The following is a 15,740-nucleotide window of genomic DNA, read 5'->3' as shown; positions in this document are numbered from 1 at the left end:
CGATCACCTGGAAGAGGTGTTGGTGGGAGAAAAAGCGTTTCTGGTGCACCCGAACGCCACACACGCCTTGCTGACGTTAAGAAAAGCGGCACTTGAGGCTGGATTTGACCTGTGCGTTGCGAGCGGTTTTCGGGATTATGATCGGCAAAAAGCGATTTGGAATCGAAAAATGAGCGGAGAGGCTGCCGTGCTCGACAGCCACAGCCGTCCGCTCGACGCTCAATCGCTCACCATTGCAGAGCGCATCCATATCATCATGCGCTGGTCAGCGGTGCCAGGCGCGAGCCGCCATCATTGGGGTACGGATTTCGACGTGTATGCACGTAACTTACTTCCTCGGCATACTTCTCTAAAACTGGAACCTTGGGAATATCACACCGGTCACCAGCAACCTTTCTATCTGTGGCTTAGTCACACCCTGCAGGACTACGGTTTTTTCTTCCCCTATCACACCGATCGTGGCGGTGTCGCTCCCGAGCCTTGGCACATCAGTCACCGAGCGACTGCAGATACTTGCCTTAGCCACCTCACCCCAGCCTTGCTGACTGAGCAGTGGCACGATCCCGAGCTACTGGGAAAAGAGTACCTGATCTCAAACGTCGATACGCTGTATACTCAGTTTATCACCAATATTAGCGCGTAGGCTTGCAATGGAACTGTTCACTAACCCTTGGTTTATCATCATTCTGGTCGTCTGTTTTATGGTCGGCAACATCGCGGCACTGCGCTATGTCTCCTACTTGAAACTCAAACCAACTAGCAAAACGCAGCCAACAGACGCAGAGCAAGAGCGACGCAGCGATGAAGCGCTACTCAAAGAGCTACTCGAAGAAAGCGAGGAAAGCACGCCAGAGGGCAGCGACCCAATGACCAATAATAGTGCCACTAGCAACACCACTCACCCGCAGAACAAAGACTAAGCTACCTCCCTAATTCTGAACATCTCCAATTCAGATCATCTCCGATTCAGAGCATTACGCGGAGCCATCTCCGCGTATCAGCCAAGTCGGTTTAGCCCGGCGATCTATTTGATATGATCCCACGACATGTTTGAGACCAATCGGCACTCGTCGCATTTAAAATGAAACACGTCATGAAGCGGCTCGTCTAAGCGCCAGTCGCCACCACACTTGGGGCATAACCTAGCCTGCTCAGTCGCGAGGCTCTCGCCTCCGACGCGATACTGATAGTAGTAAGTGGGGATTTGCGTGATGTACTCAATCCGGCCGCGCAAATCCCAGCCACGCTTAAATAGCACGCTGTCCACGTCACCAATCTCATGCAAGGCCGCATGTTCAGCGCGGCACGCACCGGCCATTTGCAGCTCATCGCACGCTTGCCATTCCGTCTGCCATTTGATCACCGCTTTATGATCGCCATTGAGCGTTGGGCCATTGCGGTATAAAGGGATAGGCAGCAAGGTATCGCCACTACGAAGCGGCGAGCAAGTATGCACATACGTGGTGTAGAGCACCTGCCAGCTTGGCGCACTGTCATCGGCGGCCTCTTCCGAGTTAATGTCTCGGCCCAATAGACGCATTTTTGGGGCCAGCAGCGCCGCCTCAGCTAGGCGCTTGAGACACACTTTGACAAAGTCGGAGTGGTGTCTTGGGTGTAAGCTCTCTTTCTCTGGGCAGACGACACGGACAAAAAACTCGCCATCGCCCATCACGATAGGGAACTCTCTGCCGAGCACCTGACCGTTGTAACGTAGCGCATCCATCAGACCGTTAATGGCTTTGTCGACCGCACTGATGGTGGTGTTATCAAAACACTCAAACTGTAACTCAACTACGTACATCGCTTGATACCACCGGCTCTAACTGGGAAAGAAATTCATCAATACTTGGTGCGAGGACGTCTCGCTTTGCCGTGCCGAGGCGCTCAAGAATCACGTTCCCCGTCAAATTGCAGATCGAGACCACATCGAGCTCCGCCTCTGTTGCTCCGATAAACACCGTAGGTTTGAGTTTTAAACGACGCTGGGTAACCAAATGCCCCAGAATGTTCTCTTGCAGGCGCTCAAAGTCGTCATCACTCCACACTTGCAAGAGCGTCAAGTCATTGCCTTGCCAGGTCACGTCCATATCGGCGCTGTATTGAATACCGTAAAAGATTTTGATGTCATCGTGAAGGGTCAGCTCAATCGCTTGTTCAACGTTGGAAAAATCCGCTTGACGCTCTCTCGGCTGAGCTTGCCACCAGACTGTGTCCTCATCCTTGTGTACAACACAGGGTGAGACCAAGTCCGCCAACTCTGCGCTTTTCGGCAAATGACCTTGACGGTCAAGGTAGGCTTGGCGGTAGCGGTCACTCAACGAGAGTAACGCCTCAGCTGCGATATCTTGCATTCAAATCTCCAACATCAATGTTCGCTTTTAGGGGCGGGATTGCGTAAAATTCTCGCCATTCTAATGGAAAATGAACAAAAGTATGAGCAAATATTCTGATGCCAAAGAGCTGGCTGGCCTAACCCTTGGACAAAAAACCGACTACGCCAACCAGTACGACCCAAGCTTGCTTCAACCGGTCCCGCGCAGCCTCAACCGCGACGATCTTCAGCTGGGTGACACCTTGCCATTTATGGGCTGCGATCTTTGGACTTTGTATGAGCTCTCATGGCTAAACAGTAAAGGGCTGCCTCAAGTTGCGATTGGTGACGTCGCCATCCCTGCCACTAGCGCCAACTTGATTGAGTCGAAGTCGTTCAAGCTCTACCTTAACAGTCTTAACCAATCCCGCTTCGACAGTTGGGATGAAGTCGAACGCACGTTGACCCGCGATCTTTCGGCCTGCGCAGGTGAAACCGTATCCGTCACCCTGCACAGCGTTGAGGACTATACCGACAGCGTGATTGTGACCATGAATGGCGAGTGTATCGATCACCAAGACATCGAAATCACCCACTACGACTTTGATGCGAGCCTGCTGGAAAATGCCACGCTCGCGGAGGACGTGGAAGAGAGCCTCCACAGCCATCTATTGAAATCGAACTGTTTGATCACCAATCAACCTGACTGGGGCAGCGTCGAGATTCAATATCAGGGCAAGCAAATCGATCGCGAAGCACTGCTGCGTTACCTTGTCTCTTTCCGTGAGCACAATGAGTTTCACGAGCAGTGTGTGGAACGAATCTTTACCGACATCATGACCTACTGCCAACCAGAGAAGCTCACGGTCTATGCCCGTTACACGCGCCGTGGTGGTCTTGATATCAACCCATATCGCTCGAATCAATACCCAGAACCGTTGCACAACCAACGCATGGCGCGCCAATAACATTCGCTCCACTTAATTTGGTCAACAAGGATAGCTACCACCATGATTTCACTTCGCTGGCGCTCGATTGTCTTTGCGTTTGTTTTGCTGATTTCTCGCCCGTTATGGGCCAACACGATCTACTCATCCGCCGTGTTGAACGAGGCCAGCGGCGTGGTGGATGTCGTGCCAGCGCAAGCCCGTCAGTTGGTGCAAAATTTCTTAGAGCAGCGTGATTTAATTGGTCAGACGGAGCAAAGCCCGAACGCTTTATCCCGTGATGATTCTGAGAGCCGCACTCGCTCACCAGGTAGCACCATTGACGCTCTGCGAATTCTGTCAAAAGCCGAATACAATCTGCACAACCCAAGAAACGCGCTCCTGCACCTTGAGCAAGCGGAAGAATTAGCGGCAAAATACCAACTCCCCTATCTGCTGCTTGACGTGCGTATTGATGAAATTCAACTGCGTTGGCAAATCAGCGCTGATGGCGCCGCTGCCCGTGAAGGGCTCGAGTTGGTCGAGCAAGAAATCAGTCAAATCGCCAATCCACAGCAATTTGCTCGCGGATTGCAATACCGCACAGCCATGTTGCGCGCCGCGATAGCGTCACAGGAAGGGAAATTGGATCTCGCCAATCAACTCTACCTGCAAAGTAAAGAGTATGTGGACAACTCCAATTCGGACCGTACGTTTATCCGCTTTCACACCACCTATGGCCAGCACTTACTCGCGCATAAACAGTACAACCAAGCGCTCTCCGAGCTTCTTGCCAGTTATTGGAAAGCGATTGAAGTGGACTCAGGGCAACAATTGGCAGAGGTCAACCAAGTGCTGGGACAACTCTTTTTTGAGCGCCGAGTGCTGGATAAAGCGGCGGACCACCTCTCCCAAGCAGCGGATTTTTATGACAACTTTGACTCATCACCTCGATTAGCCCCCTTGCTCAAACGTATGGGCGATATCTACTACCAGCAAGGGAAATACAACTTGGCGTTGGTGCACTACTTCAACGCCATGGACCATGAAAAGATGCGCACCAATATCGAAAGTGTCATCGACATTCGTCTCTCGCTCGCGACCACTTATCTAAATTTGGTCAACTACCCACTGGCAGAGCAATATTTAGAGCGCGCGCAAGATCTGTTGCAGTACACAGATACCCCACGTCTAAAGGCACACGCTCTGTTGCTTGAAGCCGGTTTGGCACGTCATCAAAAGCTCGCAAAAGTGGTGTTGGATCGCGCCTTCAAAGCGCTCTCTATCGGTGAATCGCTCAATGACATCACCATTCGTAAACACGCGTTCCAACTGCTCTACTACGGCTATGAACTGAGTGGGGAATACAAAGAAGCGTTAGAGTTTATGAAACAATTTAACTCCCTATCCATTATTGAGCAGCAGCAACTCGACATCATAAGCGAAGACGCGTTTCGCCAACAAAAAGAGTTCGTCGAGCAATCGCTTCATCTAGCGGGCCAAAAAGAAGAGCTGATTGAAACCCACGCCGAGTACCTCAAATTTCAGAAAATCACAGTGACGCTGTTTGTGGTGTGCGCGCTGCTCTTTATCTTCTTAATACGTCGAGGGCATGTCATCAATGTTCAACGTGAGGAGTTGGATCTGCTCAACGAGCTGATCTACACCCATTCACGTTCTGGCTTGAAAAACCTACGCATGTTGAACGCGAAACTACCGGCGTCATTGGAAGAGAGCAGCCACAAATTTGAGAAATGGCATGTTGGCGAGCTGATTCATGAACCACTCAATGACCGCCTGCGCTTCGTCATGATTGACGTCCCCTTCCTGCGTAACATGTATTTGCAACACGGCTACGCAGAGGGGTTAAAACTGGAAAAAGCCTTTGGTGACTATCTGCACAGCCGAATTGAATCTCCGGCGCGTATGTATCACTTTTCCGATGCCAACCTCCTCTACATTGAGCCAGCCAGCGAAGAGAACCGAGATCCTGAACGACTGTTTGAACGCATTCAGCAGTGGATCTGTGAGTTTGAGCCTCAACGCTCGCTTAACCGCATCGTACGAATTGGTATGGCGGATTACCCCTTCCTACCAAGGGCTTATACGGCCGTGAATGATAAAGAGTTGATTGATGTGTTGTTGATGTCCACCAGCACGGCGCGTACCTTAAGTATGAAAGAACACAGTAGTCAGTGGGTTTACCTCAAGGCGATTGAGAATGCTCCGGCAGCGAGCCTTGCAACTGGTAACATACGTAAAGCGTGTAAACATTCCATTAATCAAGGGTTAATAAAGGTCCATTCATCGTTCAAGAATGAGGACAGTATCAAAAAACTATTAAAAGATGAGTAAAACCTGGGCAAACGACGTCGGTATGTCGTGACGGGCGGATTTATTTTGATATTATCGTTAAATTCGTTATTAAGGTTAGGCTTTTCCTATCCGTCTTAAGTTTAGATTTTCATGGGCGTTCTTGAGCAAGATCTTCAGTCACAGCTGTACAATCTGAAATCTCAATTGGAACAAGTCCGATTGAATCACAGAGATACCTCGTTCAAGTTTCAACGAGAACAAAAGGTATTGAAGCGAATCGTCGCGTCCCTAAGTAGCGCCTATACTTATGAGAACCCTAGGCTTCAAGATGGCTTGATAGAACTGCGTCGAGCCTTAGAACAGCAGCAAGATGTCACTACCATGATACCGAAGCTCGCCGTTCTTGAACGCCTGCTTAAACAGCAGAGCATAGCGATGGACAAACAGAGCGACAATTTAGACTCGAAAATCAAAGCAAGCGGTGAGACCCTGCTACGCTTGACAGGTTTGCCTGCCAAGATTAAGCGTGATCTACGCGATTTACTCAGTTATTCCAACGGCATTGAGCGGCCAAAAGCAGAACAAGCTTTGACTCTACTTGGCCTCTACGAACGCTCCATCAAAATCATTACTTCCAACCCTGACACTTCCATCAATCAAATCGCCAACAGCTCGGATCGCGAACTGCTTTTGCGCCTTTCGGATGAGCTGCAACACCTCATCACTGAATTGGATTTTGAAGGTGAGTCAGGGGATCTCTTAGCGGATATCCGTGCCAAACTGCTGATTGGCGTCTCTTCACATGTATTGCTTGAGCTCACCTTACAAACGCTCAAGCTGGTCATCGAAGGCACCAAGTATGAGCGCAAGACCTCTGAGCAGTTTTTAGAGCAAGTGAACGCTTCTCTCGCGACGACACTCAAAAGTAGCGCGCAAAATACGCAGCAGTCGGAAAGCTACTTTGAGCAGCGCAAAGAGATGAACATCGAGCTCTCCGAGTTACTGGGCAGTACTCAATCTAAGGTCAACAACGCGCAGTCGCTCGATGATCTCAAGCAAGATCTCAATCCACTGTTGAGTCAGCTCAATGCATTAACCGAACGGTTACACTTAGCGGAGCAGCGTGAGCAAGCCCTCATCGAGCGGATGGAATATGGCAATAATCAGTTGGAAGCGCTGTTCGAAGTGACGCAAGATTACCGTCGTCGACTTGAAGATCAAGCGCAGCGCATGTTGCTTGACCCGCTGACCAAGGTCTACAACCGCACCGCCTTTAACGATCGTTTAGAGCTTGAATATCGCCGCTGGATTCGCGCGCAACATAATCTTCGCGTGGTGATGTTTGATATTGATGGTTTTAAGGTCATCAATGACAGCTTTGGGTATTCTGCGGGCGACAAAGCACTCAAGATCATTGCACGCACCATTAAGAGCCAGTTGAATAGCACAGACACTGTCGCCCGTTTCTCAGGCGAAGAGTTCATCATTTTACTGCCTGAATCCGATGACAACGCCAGCTTTAAGCTCATCCAAACTGTTCAGTCTCAGGTCTCGAAGCTGCCATTCAAATTCCGCGACCAAAACCTCTCTATCACCTTGTCGGCGGCCAGCACCTCCTTCAAAGAGTCCGATACACCAGAAGAAGTACTCGAACGCCTAAACCTTTCACTGAAAGAAGCGAAATCCGTCGGAAAAAGCCAACTGGTTTGGAAATAACCCACCCCCTCATTTCTCAGCTTGATATAAACATATCAAATACTTAGCCTTTATTATCTGTTAAAGCATGCTAAGCTAGTAGTAACTCAGTTATTCACTCCCTCTCCATTTTCCACTGAGCACTAACAATAATAAATCACCGCATGAAACAATTCTGGTTAAGGAGACTTCATGATCACACATATCAGCCCAGCCGGTAGTATGGACTTACTGTCTCAACTTGAAGTTGAGCGCCTTAAAAAAACGGCCTCGAGTGATCTCTACCAACTGTATCGCAACTGCACACTGGCGGTGCTTAACTCCGGCAGCCACACGGACAACTCAAAAGAGCTACTCGACAAATACAAATCCTTTGATGTCAATGTATTACGCCGTGAGAGAGGCATCAAACTCGAACTCATTAATGCTCCAGAGCACGCCTTTGTTGACGGGGAAATCATCAAAGGTATTCAGGAGCATCTCTTCTCTGTGCTGCGCGACATTGTCTATGTCAACATGCACTTAGCGGACAATCAACGTCTAAACCTGACCAATGCCAGCCACATTACCAACTTGGTGTTTGGCATTTTGCGTAACGCCGGAGCCCTAATCCCCGGGCTTGAGCCTAACTTAGTCGTCTGTTGGGGCGGCCACTCTATCAATGCGACGGAGTACCAGTACACGCGCGAAGTGGGTAACGAGCTTGGTCTGCGTGAAATGAACATCTGTACCGGCTGTGGTCCTGGTGCGATGGAAGGCCCCATGAAGGGGGCTGCGATCGGTCATGCCAAACAGCGCTACTACGAGCAGCGTTATCTTGGCCTCACTGAGCCATCGATCATTGCTGCTGAGCCGCCAAACCCGATCGTCAATGAACTGGTCATCATGCCGGACATTGAAAAGCGCCTCGAAGCCTTTGTGCGTATGGCGCACGGCATTGTGATTTTCCCCGGCGGCGCGGGCACAGCGGAAGAGCTGCTTTACGTGTTAGGCATTATGATGCACCCAGAAAACGCCGATCAGCCGCTGCCCATCGTACTGACTGGGCCAAAAGAGAGTGAAGAGTACTTCCGCTCCATTGACCAGTTTATCGGTGCCACGCTAGGTAAAGCTGCACAACAACACTACGAAATCGTGATTGATGATCCCGCGCGTGTGGCGCAAATCATGAAACATGGAATGAGTGAAGTGCGTGCTCATCGTAAAGAAACCGGCGATGCATACAGCTACAACTGGTCACTTAAAATTGAGCCTGAGTTCCAACTGCCCTTTGAACCGACCCACGACAACATGGCGAGTTTGGATTTGCACCTCAATCAACGACCTGAAAACCTCGCCGCTTCTCTGCGTCAAGCATTCTCGGGCATTGTGGCGGGTAATGTTAAGGCAGAAGGTATCCGTGAGATTGAACGCCACGGCCCGTTCGAACTCGATGGCGATAGTGAGCTGATGAAAAAGATGGACAGACTATTAAAAGACTTTGTCAGCCAAGACCGGATGAAACTGCCCGGAGGCAGTGCCTACGAACCGTGCTATCGGATTAAGACCGCCTAGCAATCTATCACTCAATCATTACAATAAGGGCCTTAGAGCCCTTATTTTATGCCGTTTTGGTAACGCTGTTATGTCTATACACCTTGTGATCATCGATGCCCTCAATTTGATTCGCCGAGTCCACTCAGCGCAGCCCGATGCGTCAGACATCGCACGTACCGCTCAAACCACCTCGCGCACTTTAAGTCGCATCATCAACGAAAGCCAACCCACCCACATTATTGCGGTGTTTGATCATCACCTGCAAGAGCGAGGCTGGCGCGCCGAACGGTTGCCTGAGTACAAACAAAACCGCAAACCGATGCCCGAACCACTGCAAGAGGGCCTAGAGAGCATTCAAGAAGCATGGTGGCAATTGGGGGTGGATTCGCTGTTATCTGAAGGGGATGAAGCGGACGATCTGGTCGCTACACTGGCGATGAAGGTCGCGAGTCACGGCGAAAAAGTGACCATCATTTCCACCGATAAAGGCTATTGCCAATTGCTCTCTCCCACCTTGCAAATTCGCGACTATTTTCAGCATCGTTGGTTGGACGCGCCATTTATCGAACAAGAATTTGGTGTCAAACCCGAGCAACTGGCCGACTACTGGGGATTGGCTGGCATTAGCTCAAGCCAAGTGACTGGGGTTCCGGGCATTGGCCCGAAAGCCGCCAAAGAGATCCTGACCCAATTTGCCAACATCGATGAGGCCTACGCCAGCGAGAGTTTAGCGCCCAAATATCGTAAAAAATTGGACGAGCATATTGAGCAAGCCAAACTGTGCCGCCAAGTTGCCGCGCTGAAAACCGATATCGAGCTTGGATTCAACTTACAAGATTTGCGCTATTCACCGCCCGAAAAAGGATAAAAAACAGCCCTGACAATGCAGGGCTGTAACTTGACCTTAATCGGTTAGCTTAGTGCGGCGAGATGTTCGATAAACACTGGACGTGTACGGTGATCTCTTCTCGATCATGATACAAGTGCTTCGCTTGCAGCTTGAATTTGACCTTGTTTTCAATCAAGAAAATCTTCAAGTTTTCAATATCTTCCAACACTTCATCGTAGCGCCCTTTCATCGGCAGCTTTAAATTGAAGATCGCCTCTTTCGCCCAGCCACTGATGATCCATTCACCCATCAATTGCGCCACGCGTGACGGTTTTTCAATCATGTCACACACGAGCCAAGTGACGTTTTTACGCGCGGGTTCGAACTTAAAACCATCTTCTTGATGGTGTTTCACCTGCCCTGTTTCCATCAAGCTGTCCGCCATCATGCCGTTATCAACCGCATGGACAAACATCGAACGCTTGACCAGTTGATAGGTCCAACCGCCCGGACACGCACCTAAGTCCACACCCCACATGCCAGAGGCAAGACGCTCGTCCCACTCTTCTTTTGGGATAAAGACATGGAACGCTTCTTCAAGCTTCAACGTCGAACGACTAGGCGCATCAGCAGGGAACTTAAGACGCGGGATGCCCATAAAGAATTGGGAGTTGTTGCTAGGTAACGAGTAGCCAACAAAACAGTGCCCCGGCGCTACAAAGCAGAGGTGCAATACTGGTTTTTTCGGGCTCTCTCTATCGAAAAGAATGCCTTTGCCGCGCATCGCTTGGCGCATCGGTACGGTAAATTTTCGGCAGAACTTGAGTAGCTCTTTGGCCTCATTGGTGTCTGGCGTCTCAATTCGGATATCGCCGCAACGAGGAAAATCTTCGACCTCAGCCAGAGATTGCAAAATCGGCGTGATACGATCTTCACGAGGCAGCTCGTCAATTTCTACCGCCACCGCAAACATCTGACGGGCAAAAATGAGCGACTTAAAGTCGAGCTCTTTGACCAACTTCTCGGCATCGCCCTCTTGATAGCATTCAAACAGCACGTATCCCGAATTCTTTTTCAGGCGAGGGAAACCATACACTTCCAACTGGGTGGCGCGATCTTGAATTTCTCCGGCACACTCTTTCTCAAACCCAGAACGGCAATAGAGCATTAACTGTTTCACTGATTCACCTCGTTACTTTGCAGTGCGGCGACAACAAACAGCGCCCAACCAATCAAAAACATCACTCCACCGAACGGAGTGATCGGGCCAAACCATTTGATGCCCGTGATCGCCAGTGCGTATAAGCTGCCGCTAAAACAAAAGATGCCGATGATAAAGCAAATTGCCGCACGTGCGAAATTTTTTTCTCCGGCGGAAAATGACGTCAACCGAAGGAAAAGCGCACAGAGGATGATCGCGACAGCGTGGAGGAATTGATAATGGACGCCGGTTTGAAACACCTCCAGCAGATAAGGCGGCAGCATGGCTTTTAAACCATGGGCAGCAAAAGCGCCTAATGCGACACCAAGACCGGCAAACATGCCACCCAAGGCAAGTAAGTAGTTACTTTTCACTGTAGACTCCTTGAATAAACTCGGCCAACTTCTCGACCGCTAAGGCGATATTGCTTTGCTCAGTATGCCCAGAGCGTTTGCGAGGTTTAAAGCTATGATCGCCATCTGGAATGAACACAAGCTCGGTACATGACGACAAAGAGAAATTCACGCACTCATCTTTTGAGCCGAACGCATCACGCTCACCTTGCAAAATCAAGGTGGGTTTGTGGATAGTGCTTAGGTGGTCGCCCTTAAAGTTCTCTGGCTTGCCCGGCGGATGAAAAGGAAACCCCAAACATGCCACCGCGCGCACCTTATCGTCATCAGCCAATAAACTCGCCATGCGTCCTCCCATCGACTTACCGCCGATCACCACAGGGGAAGCGGCATGTTGCTCAAGTACCTGTTGATAGGCTTCCAGTAACTTGGGCGCTCTGTCTGGCGGGCGGCGCTTGCCATCTTGTTCGCACTTTTCCATATAGGGAAAATTAAAACGAATCACTTGAATACCGTGACTCGCGAGCCCCTTGGCGACGGCATCCATGAACGCATGATCCATTCCCGCCCCCGCGCCATGAGCAAAAATAAACACAGGATCATGGCTATCGCCGTCAATACGTCGATTATTCATCCAGCAATACCTCTTGTTCTTTGTGCGCCTTGGCCAGCATCCAATCACGGAAAGTGGCAATACGCCCCATATCCGCCTGCTTCTCATGGCAGACCACATAAAAGGCGTTCTTGGAGACCAATACCTCATCGAATGGGGCAATTAAGCGTCCTGCCTCCAACTCTGGTTGGGCAAGAACGTTGTTACCCAAGGCGACCCCTTGGCCGTGAGCAGCCGCCTGCAGCACCATGGTTGAGTGGCTAAAGATGGGGCCGTGGTTGACATTGACGCCTTCAATGTCATGCTCTTTCGCAAACTGCTTCCAATCTTTGCGCGAGGTATCGTGAAGTAGAGTATGCTGCTTGAGGTCACTTAATGTTTCTAATGGTTTGTTACCTAAAAGTAACGACGGGGAACAAAGTGGGATTAAAAATTCTTGGTAAAGTTTGTCTGCTCGAAGCCCGGGCCAATTACCGCGCCCGTAGTAAATGGCCACATCGACATCATCGGTCAGAGACCCCTCATCCATATCAACGGCTTTAATACGCACGTCGATATCTGGCTCTTGCTGGTTAAAGTCCGCCAGTCTTGGAACAAGCCATTGGATCGCAAAGCTCGGCGGTAAGCTGATGGTTAGGGCACCTTTCTCACTTCTTTCCAGAACTTTATCTGTCGCTTCGGCCAGTGAAGAGAAGATATCTTTGATATCAAGGAAATAACTTTGACCTTCCTCGGTGAGCAGTAACGAGCGATTTCGGCGACGAAACAGTTTCAAGCCGAGAAACTCTTCCAGCGCTTTAATCTGGTGGCTCACTGCCGCTTGAGTCACAAACAACTCTTCGGCAGCACGGGTAAAGCTCAAATGACGTGCGGCGGCCTCGAACACTTTTAATGAGTTCAAAGGGGGCAATCTTCTGGACATTAGGGTCGCCTCTATATGGATTAGTTTTTTTAATCTGAAACATTATAAATTGTCCATTGCCTGACGACTAGAGAAATTCTATATTTCTCACCGCACCAAGAGCCTGAACGGCTTGATATTTCGGTATCAATTGGCTTCTTGTTGCGATGTTGTGTTTGCAAACTCGAATTTCGAGTTCGGTAGTATTCTACCCGCTTTGATAACTATCAAAGCGCATACTTCCTGTATTTATTTTGACCTGTCTGTCAAATTTTTTAGCACCGCCTTATGGCGGTGTTTTTTTATGCCCTGTATTCGTGTTCTTCAGACAATAACGGCTTAACGCTTCCTTATCTGCTCATTTACCCAGTCAAACAAAAACGCGCAGCGTGAGACAACTCAGGCTGCGCGTTTATAGGGTTTAAAAAACCACTATGGGCGATAGACTTTGACGTTACTAAAGCCTTGCTCTTGCAGGTAGAGCGCTTGTAAGCGACTCATCACCCCACGCTCACAGTAAAGCAGATACGTGTGCGACTGATCGAGATCGCCAAATTGCGTGGCTAGCTTGTAGAACGGGATGTGCTTAACCTCAACACCCTCTATTTCTAATGGCTTATCGTCTTCCTCTTCTGGACTACGAATATCCAAAACCACTGCGTGATCTTCCACCGCTTGAACTTGCTCAACTTCAGGCGCCGCTTGCTCTGTCTCTTTCGCAATATCTCGGATATCCATTTGACGCGCTTCGCGCACCACTTGCTCAAGAATATCAAAGTTGAAGTTGGCCTCTTCCGCTTCTAGCTTGCCTTTCACCGCTTTGACGGTTGGCTTTTTAGAGATCACCCCACAATATTCTGGCATGGTCTTAGCGAAATCTTCGGTGCCGATGTTACGCGCTAGGTTGATGATGTCTTCTTTGTCCCAGTTGATCAGCGGACGAAGAATCAAGGTATCGGTCACGCCGTCAATATGACGCAGGTTGGTTAAGGTTTGGCTTGATACTTGGCCAAGCGCCTCACCTGTGACCAAGGCCTGAATACCAAACTTCTCAGCGATCATACCGGCTGCGCGCATAAACATACGCTTTAGCACCACGCCCATTTGACCATCGTCGACCTTTTCCAAGATCTCTGCGACCACAGGTTCAAAATCGACCGAAATAAAGCGCACTTTGGCCGACGAGCCGTATTTGTTCCACAAGTAATAAGAGACTTGTTTAACGCCGATTTCATGCGCCGGACCGCCCAAGTTAAAGAAGCAGTAATGCACTTTTGAGCCACGCTTGATGTGCAGGTAGCTAGAAACACCGGAATCAAAACCACCTGAAATCAGGCTCAGCACATCTTCTTGCGTCCCTAATGGGAAGCCGCCCAAGCCTTTGTGGCGTGCGATCACTTGGTTAAGTTTGTCGCCTGCGACTTCAACCTTGACTGTCACATCTGGGTTTTGCAGCTTAACGCTGGCACTTTCCACCGCTTGGTTAAGGCCACCACCGACATAGCGTTCCAGTTCGATAGAGGTGAAATCATGCTTGCCACGACGCTTTGCGCGCACCACGAACGTCTTACCTTCAATGTTGGGGCGATTAAGTTCTAGCACTTGCTCGTAGATGTCGTGCAAGTCTTTAAACTCTGACTGCTTAACCTCTAAGACATGATGAATGCCCGGCGTGTGCGTCAACACTTCGATGGTTTCGTTGTAGTACTTATCAGACTCGGAGGTCACTTCGATGTGATCACGACGGTTAAATACCGCTACAGACTCCGTTCGGCTTTTGATAATGTTGCGAATATTACACTCTAGAATCTTGGTGAAGCGCTTGCGCACCGATTCACTTTTTACGAAGATTTCTGGATGGGGCTTAACGATAAATTTCATAGTTCACTTCACAAGTTCTGTTTCGCACATAAATAGAGGTTAGCCTTAACGCGTTGCGCTGGCTAAGGGCGCAGGATTATACACGAATGAGTGCGCATAAAAAAGACGAGCCATCGCTCGCCTTTTGACCATTCTCGATGACGCTAAGTTTCCGCCTCTCGAATCGCGCTTTTATCCCAACTGTTTTTGCCCTGACTACTTTTGCTTACTTTTGCTTTAGCTTAGTTGTCCAGTACAGGCACTTCATCGCTGAGCAGGGCTTCCCCTTGCAAGATGCTGATTTCAACTCGGCGATTGCGTGAGCGCTGCGCTTCGGTGTCATTAGGTCCGAGCGGCTGAGTATCCGCCATACCACGCACTTCTAAACGGCTATGGTCAAACCCTCTCACACGTTCCATTTCCTGTGCTACTGATACCGCACGCTGAGCGGACAGATCCCAGTTCGAGCGGTAGAGCTCCGAATCCAACCTTTGGTTGTCCGTATGGCCAGAGACGCGCACCACACCAGGAATGTCTTTAACAAGATCCGCTATCTGGCGCACTAAAGGACGGAACTTAGGCTGCAAGAAGGCAGAACCTTCAGGGAAGGCACCTTTTTCACGAATTCGGATATCGATTTGTTGGCCAAGATTTTCTACCTCAATCGCCCCTTGCTCAATTTCACGTTCTAGCGCTTTCTTGATACTTTCCATCAAGGTTTCAAGCTCTTGCGACTTCTCTGCCGATTGCTGTTGTTCGTTGTCTGATTCAGAGTTCTGGTTGTCTTGCGTTGACGTGTCGGGTGATTTACCGCCAGTCAGCTTGCCTTTGTCACGTTGGGTTCCCCCGGCGCGATCGGACTCGCCTTCATGAAACTCCAGCGTTTGCTGAGTGATGTCGATGGTTTGCTGCATGATGACGTCAATCGGCGTTGGTTCAGGTCGACCTGGTCTGAACTCTTGAGCAATGATGCTGGTCCCCTTCGGGATGTCTTTCACTTCCAAGCGGTTCTGTACACCAAACGCAAACTTCATTGATCCCGCGATCTGTTTGAACTTCAGTACGTCCATTTCAGAGAATGACAACAGCAGTACGAAGAAACACATGAGCAGCGACATCAAGTCGGCAAACGTCCCCATCCACAAGGGCAAACCAGGTGGCGGACATTTGCAATCGTTCTCATCGTCCATCTTTATTCC

At 49.7% G+C, this 15,740-nt stretch carries 15 protein-coding genes; 7 read left to right on the top strand and 8 right to left on the bottom strand.

Annotation, left to right across the window (positions count from 1 at the left end; all coding sequences use genetic code 11):
• Nucleotides 1-7 precede the first annotated feature (7 nt).
• Together AC6R1O_RS10250 and AC6R1O_RS10245 are read left to right on the top strand one after the other, a co-directional pair.
• On the top strand, nt 8-643 hold the full coding sequence (locus AC6R1O_RS10250) for a M15 family metallopeptidase (protein ID WP_500656935.1): 636 nt from the start codon (nt 8-10) through the stop codon (nt 641-643).
• A 7-nt stretch (nt 644-650) separates the two neighbouring features.
• Nucleotides 651-920 (top strand): DUF2897 family protein, encoded by a 270-nt coding sequence (locus tag AC6R1O_RS10245; protein WP_500625983.1) that lies wholly within the window; start codon nt 651-653, stop codon nt 918-920.
• A gap of 104 nt (nt 921-1,024) precedes the next feature.
• Here the strand turns inward: AC6R1O_RS10245 and AC6R1O_RS10240 are convergent, their stop codons facing one another.
• Both AC6R1O_RS10240 and syd read right to left on the bottom strand, forming a co-directional pair.
• Nucleotides 1,025-1,801, bottom strand: coding sequence for a Zn-ribbon-containing protein (locus AC6R1O_RS10240; RefSeq protein WP_500633864.1), 777 nt, complete (start codon nt 1,799-1,801; stop codon nt 1,025-1,027).
• Nucleotides 1,788-2,351, bottom strand: a complete 564-nt coding sequence (syd, locus tag AC6R1O_RS10235; RefSeq protein WP_500630642.1) for a SecY-interacting protein — start codon at nt 2,349-2,351, stop codon at nt 1,788-1,790. Before syd ends, AC6R1O_RS10240 begins: the two co-directional genes overlap by 14 nt.
• Nucleotides 2,352-2,433: 82 nt before the next feature.
• Between syd and queF the strand changes: the two genes are divergently transcribed.
• From queF to xni, 5 genes are all read left to right on the top strand, one after another.
• On the top strand, nt 2,434-3,279 hold the full coding sequence (queF, locus tag AC6R1O_RS10230; protein WP_500625980.1) for an NADPH-dependent 7-cyano-7-deazaguanine reductase QueF: 846 nt from the start codon (nt 2,434-2,436) through the stop codon (nt 3,277-3,279).
• Between the two features lie 42 nt (nt 3,280-3,321).
• Nucleotides 3,322-5,592: a tetratricopeptide repeat protein gene (locus AC6R1O_RS10225; protein WP_500633865.1), complete on the top strand. Its 2,271-nt coding sequence runs from the start codon at nt 3,322-3,324 to the stop codon at nt 5,590-5,592.
• Nucleotides 5,593-5,703: 111 nt separating this feature from the next.
• Nucleotides 5,704-7,269, top strand: a complete 1,566-nt coding sequence (locus AC6R1O_RS10220) for a diguanylate cyclase (RefSeq protein WP_334555224.1) — start codon at nt 5,704-5,706, stop codon at nt 7,267-7,269.
• Between the two features lie 171 nt (nt 7,270-7,440).
• On the top strand, nt 7,441-8,802 hold the full coding sequence (gene ppnN / locus AC6R1O_RS10215) for a nucleotide 5'-monophosphate nucleosidase PpnN (RefSeq protein WP_334555223.1): 1,362 nt from the start codon (nt 7,441-7,443) through the stop codon (nt 8,800-8,802).
• A 70-nt stretch (nt 8,803-8,872) separates the two neighbouring features.
• The gene (gene xni / locus AC6R1O_RS10210) at nt 8,873-9,652 is read left to right on the top strand and encodes a flap endonuclease Xni (RefSeq protein WP_500633866.1); all 780 of its coding nucleotides are present in this window, start codon (nt 8,873-8,875) and stop codon (nt 9,650-9,652) included.
• A 49-nt stretch (nt 9,653-9,701) separates the two neighbouring features.
• Here xni and rlmM read toward each other — a convergent pair whose 3' ends face one another.
• The 6 genes from rlmM to AC6R1O_RS10180 all read right to left on the bottom strand — a co-directional run bounded on the left by rlmM (nt 9,702) and on the right by AC6R1O_RS10180 (nt 15,731).
• Complete coding sequence (rlmM, locus tag AC6R1O_RS10205; RefSeq protein ID WP_500633867.1) at nt 9,702-10,793, bottom strand: 23S rRNA (cytidine(2498)-2'-O)-methyltransferase RlmM; 1,092 nt, start codon at nt 10,791-10,793, stop codon at nt 9,702-9,704.
• Nucleotides 10,790-11,188, bottom strand: a complete 399-nt coding sequence (locus tag AC6R1O_RS10200) for a DUF423 domain-containing protein (RefSeq protein WP_500633868.1) — start codon at nt 11,186-11,188, stop codon at nt 10,790-10,792. Before AC6R1O_RS10200 ends, rlmM begins: the two co-directional genes overlap by 4 nt.
• Nucleotides 11,178-11,801: an alpha/beta fold hydrolase gene (locus AC6R1O_RS10195; protein WP_500630648.1), complete on the bottom strand. Its 624-nt coding sequence runs from the start codon at nt 11,799-11,801 to the stop codon at nt 11,178-11,180. Before AC6R1O_RS10195 ends, AC6R1O_RS10200 begins: the two co-directional genes overlap by 11 nt.
• Complete coding sequence (locus AC6R1O_RS10190; protein ID WP_334555218.1) at nt 11,794-12,702, bottom strand: transcriptional regulator GcvA; 909 nt, start codon at nt 12,700-12,702, stop codon at nt 11,794-11,796. Before AC6R1O_RS10190 ends, AC6R1O_RS10195 begins: the two co-directional genes overlap by 8 nt.
• A 411-nt stretch (nt 12,703-13,113) precedes the next feature.
• Complete coding sequence (gene thiI, locus AC6R1O_RS10185) at nt 13,114-14,562, bottom strand: tRNA uracil 4-sulfurtransferase ThiI (protein WP_334555217.1); 1,449 nt, start codon at nt 14,560-14,562, stop codon at nt 13,114-13,116.
• Nucleotides 14,563-14,783: 221 nt separating this feature from the next.
• On the bottom strand, nt 14,784-15,731 hold the full coding sequence (locus tag AC6R1O_RS10180; protein ID WP_500625972.1) for a flagellar motor protein MotB: 948 nt from the start codon (nt 15,729-15,731) through the stop codon (nt 14,784-14,786).
• Nucleotides 15,732-15,740 lie beyond the last annotated feature (9 nt).

This window comes from Vibrio sp. R11-SG3-ISO3-SZ (assembly GCF_059834345.1).
Note: the sequence above shows the minus strand (reverse complement) of the source record. Positions and strands in the feature narration are given on the sequence as shown.

What these genes read in the sequence shown, in the direction of transcription:
- AC6R1O_RS10245 (WP_500625983.1), top strand. Translation starts at nt 651, where the DNA reads ATGGAACTGTTCACTAACCCTTGGTTTATCATCATTCTGGTCGTCTGT.
- AC6R1O_RS10240 (WP_500633864.1), bottom strand. Translation starts at nt 1,801, where the DNA reads ATGTACGTAGTTGAGTTACAGTTTGAGTGTTTTGATAACACCACCATC.
- syd (WP_500630642.1), bottom strand. Translation starts at nt 2,351, where the DNA reads ATGCAAGATATCGCAGCTGAGGCGTTACTCTCGTTGAGTGACCGCTAC.
- queF (WP_500625980.1), top strand. Translation starts at nt 2,434, where the DNA reads ATGAGCAAATATTCTGATGCCAAAGAGCTGGCTGGCCTAACCCTTGGA.
- AC6R1O_RS10225 (WP_500633865.1), top strand. Translation starts at nt 3,322, where the DNA reads ATGATTTCACTTCGCTGGCGCTCGATTGTCTTTGCGTTTGTTTTGCTG.
- AC6R1O_RS10220 (WP_334555224.1), top strand. Translation starts at nt 5,704, where the DNA reads ATGGGCGTTCTTGAGCAAGATCTTCAGTCACAGCTGTACAATCTGAAA.
- ppnN (WP_334555223.1), top strand. Translation starts at nt 7,441, where the DNA reads ATGATCACACATATCAGCCCAGCCGGTAGTATGGACTTACTGTCTCAA.
- xni (WP_500633866.1), top strand. Translation starts at nt 8,873, where the DNA reads ATGTCTATACACCTTGTGATCATCGATGCCCTCAATTTGATTCGCCGA.
- AC6R1O_RS10195 (WP_500630648.1), bottom strand. Translation starts at nt 11,801, where the DNA reads ATGAATAATCGACGTATTGACGGCGATAGCCATGATCCTGTGTTTATT.
- AC6R1O_RS10190 (WP_334555218.1), bottom strand. Translation starts at nt 12,702, where the DNA reads ATGTCCAGAAGATTGCCCCCTTTGAACTCATTAAAAGTGTTCGAGGCC.
- thiI (WP_334555217.1), bottom strand. Translation starts at nt 14,562, where the DNA reads ATGAAATTTATCGTTAAGCCCCATCCAGAAATCTTCGTAAAAAGTGAA.
- AC6R1O_RS10180 (WP_500625972.1), bottom strand. Translation starts at nt 15,731, where the DNA reads ATGGACGATGAGAACGATTGCAAATGTCCGCCACCTGGTTTGCCCTTG.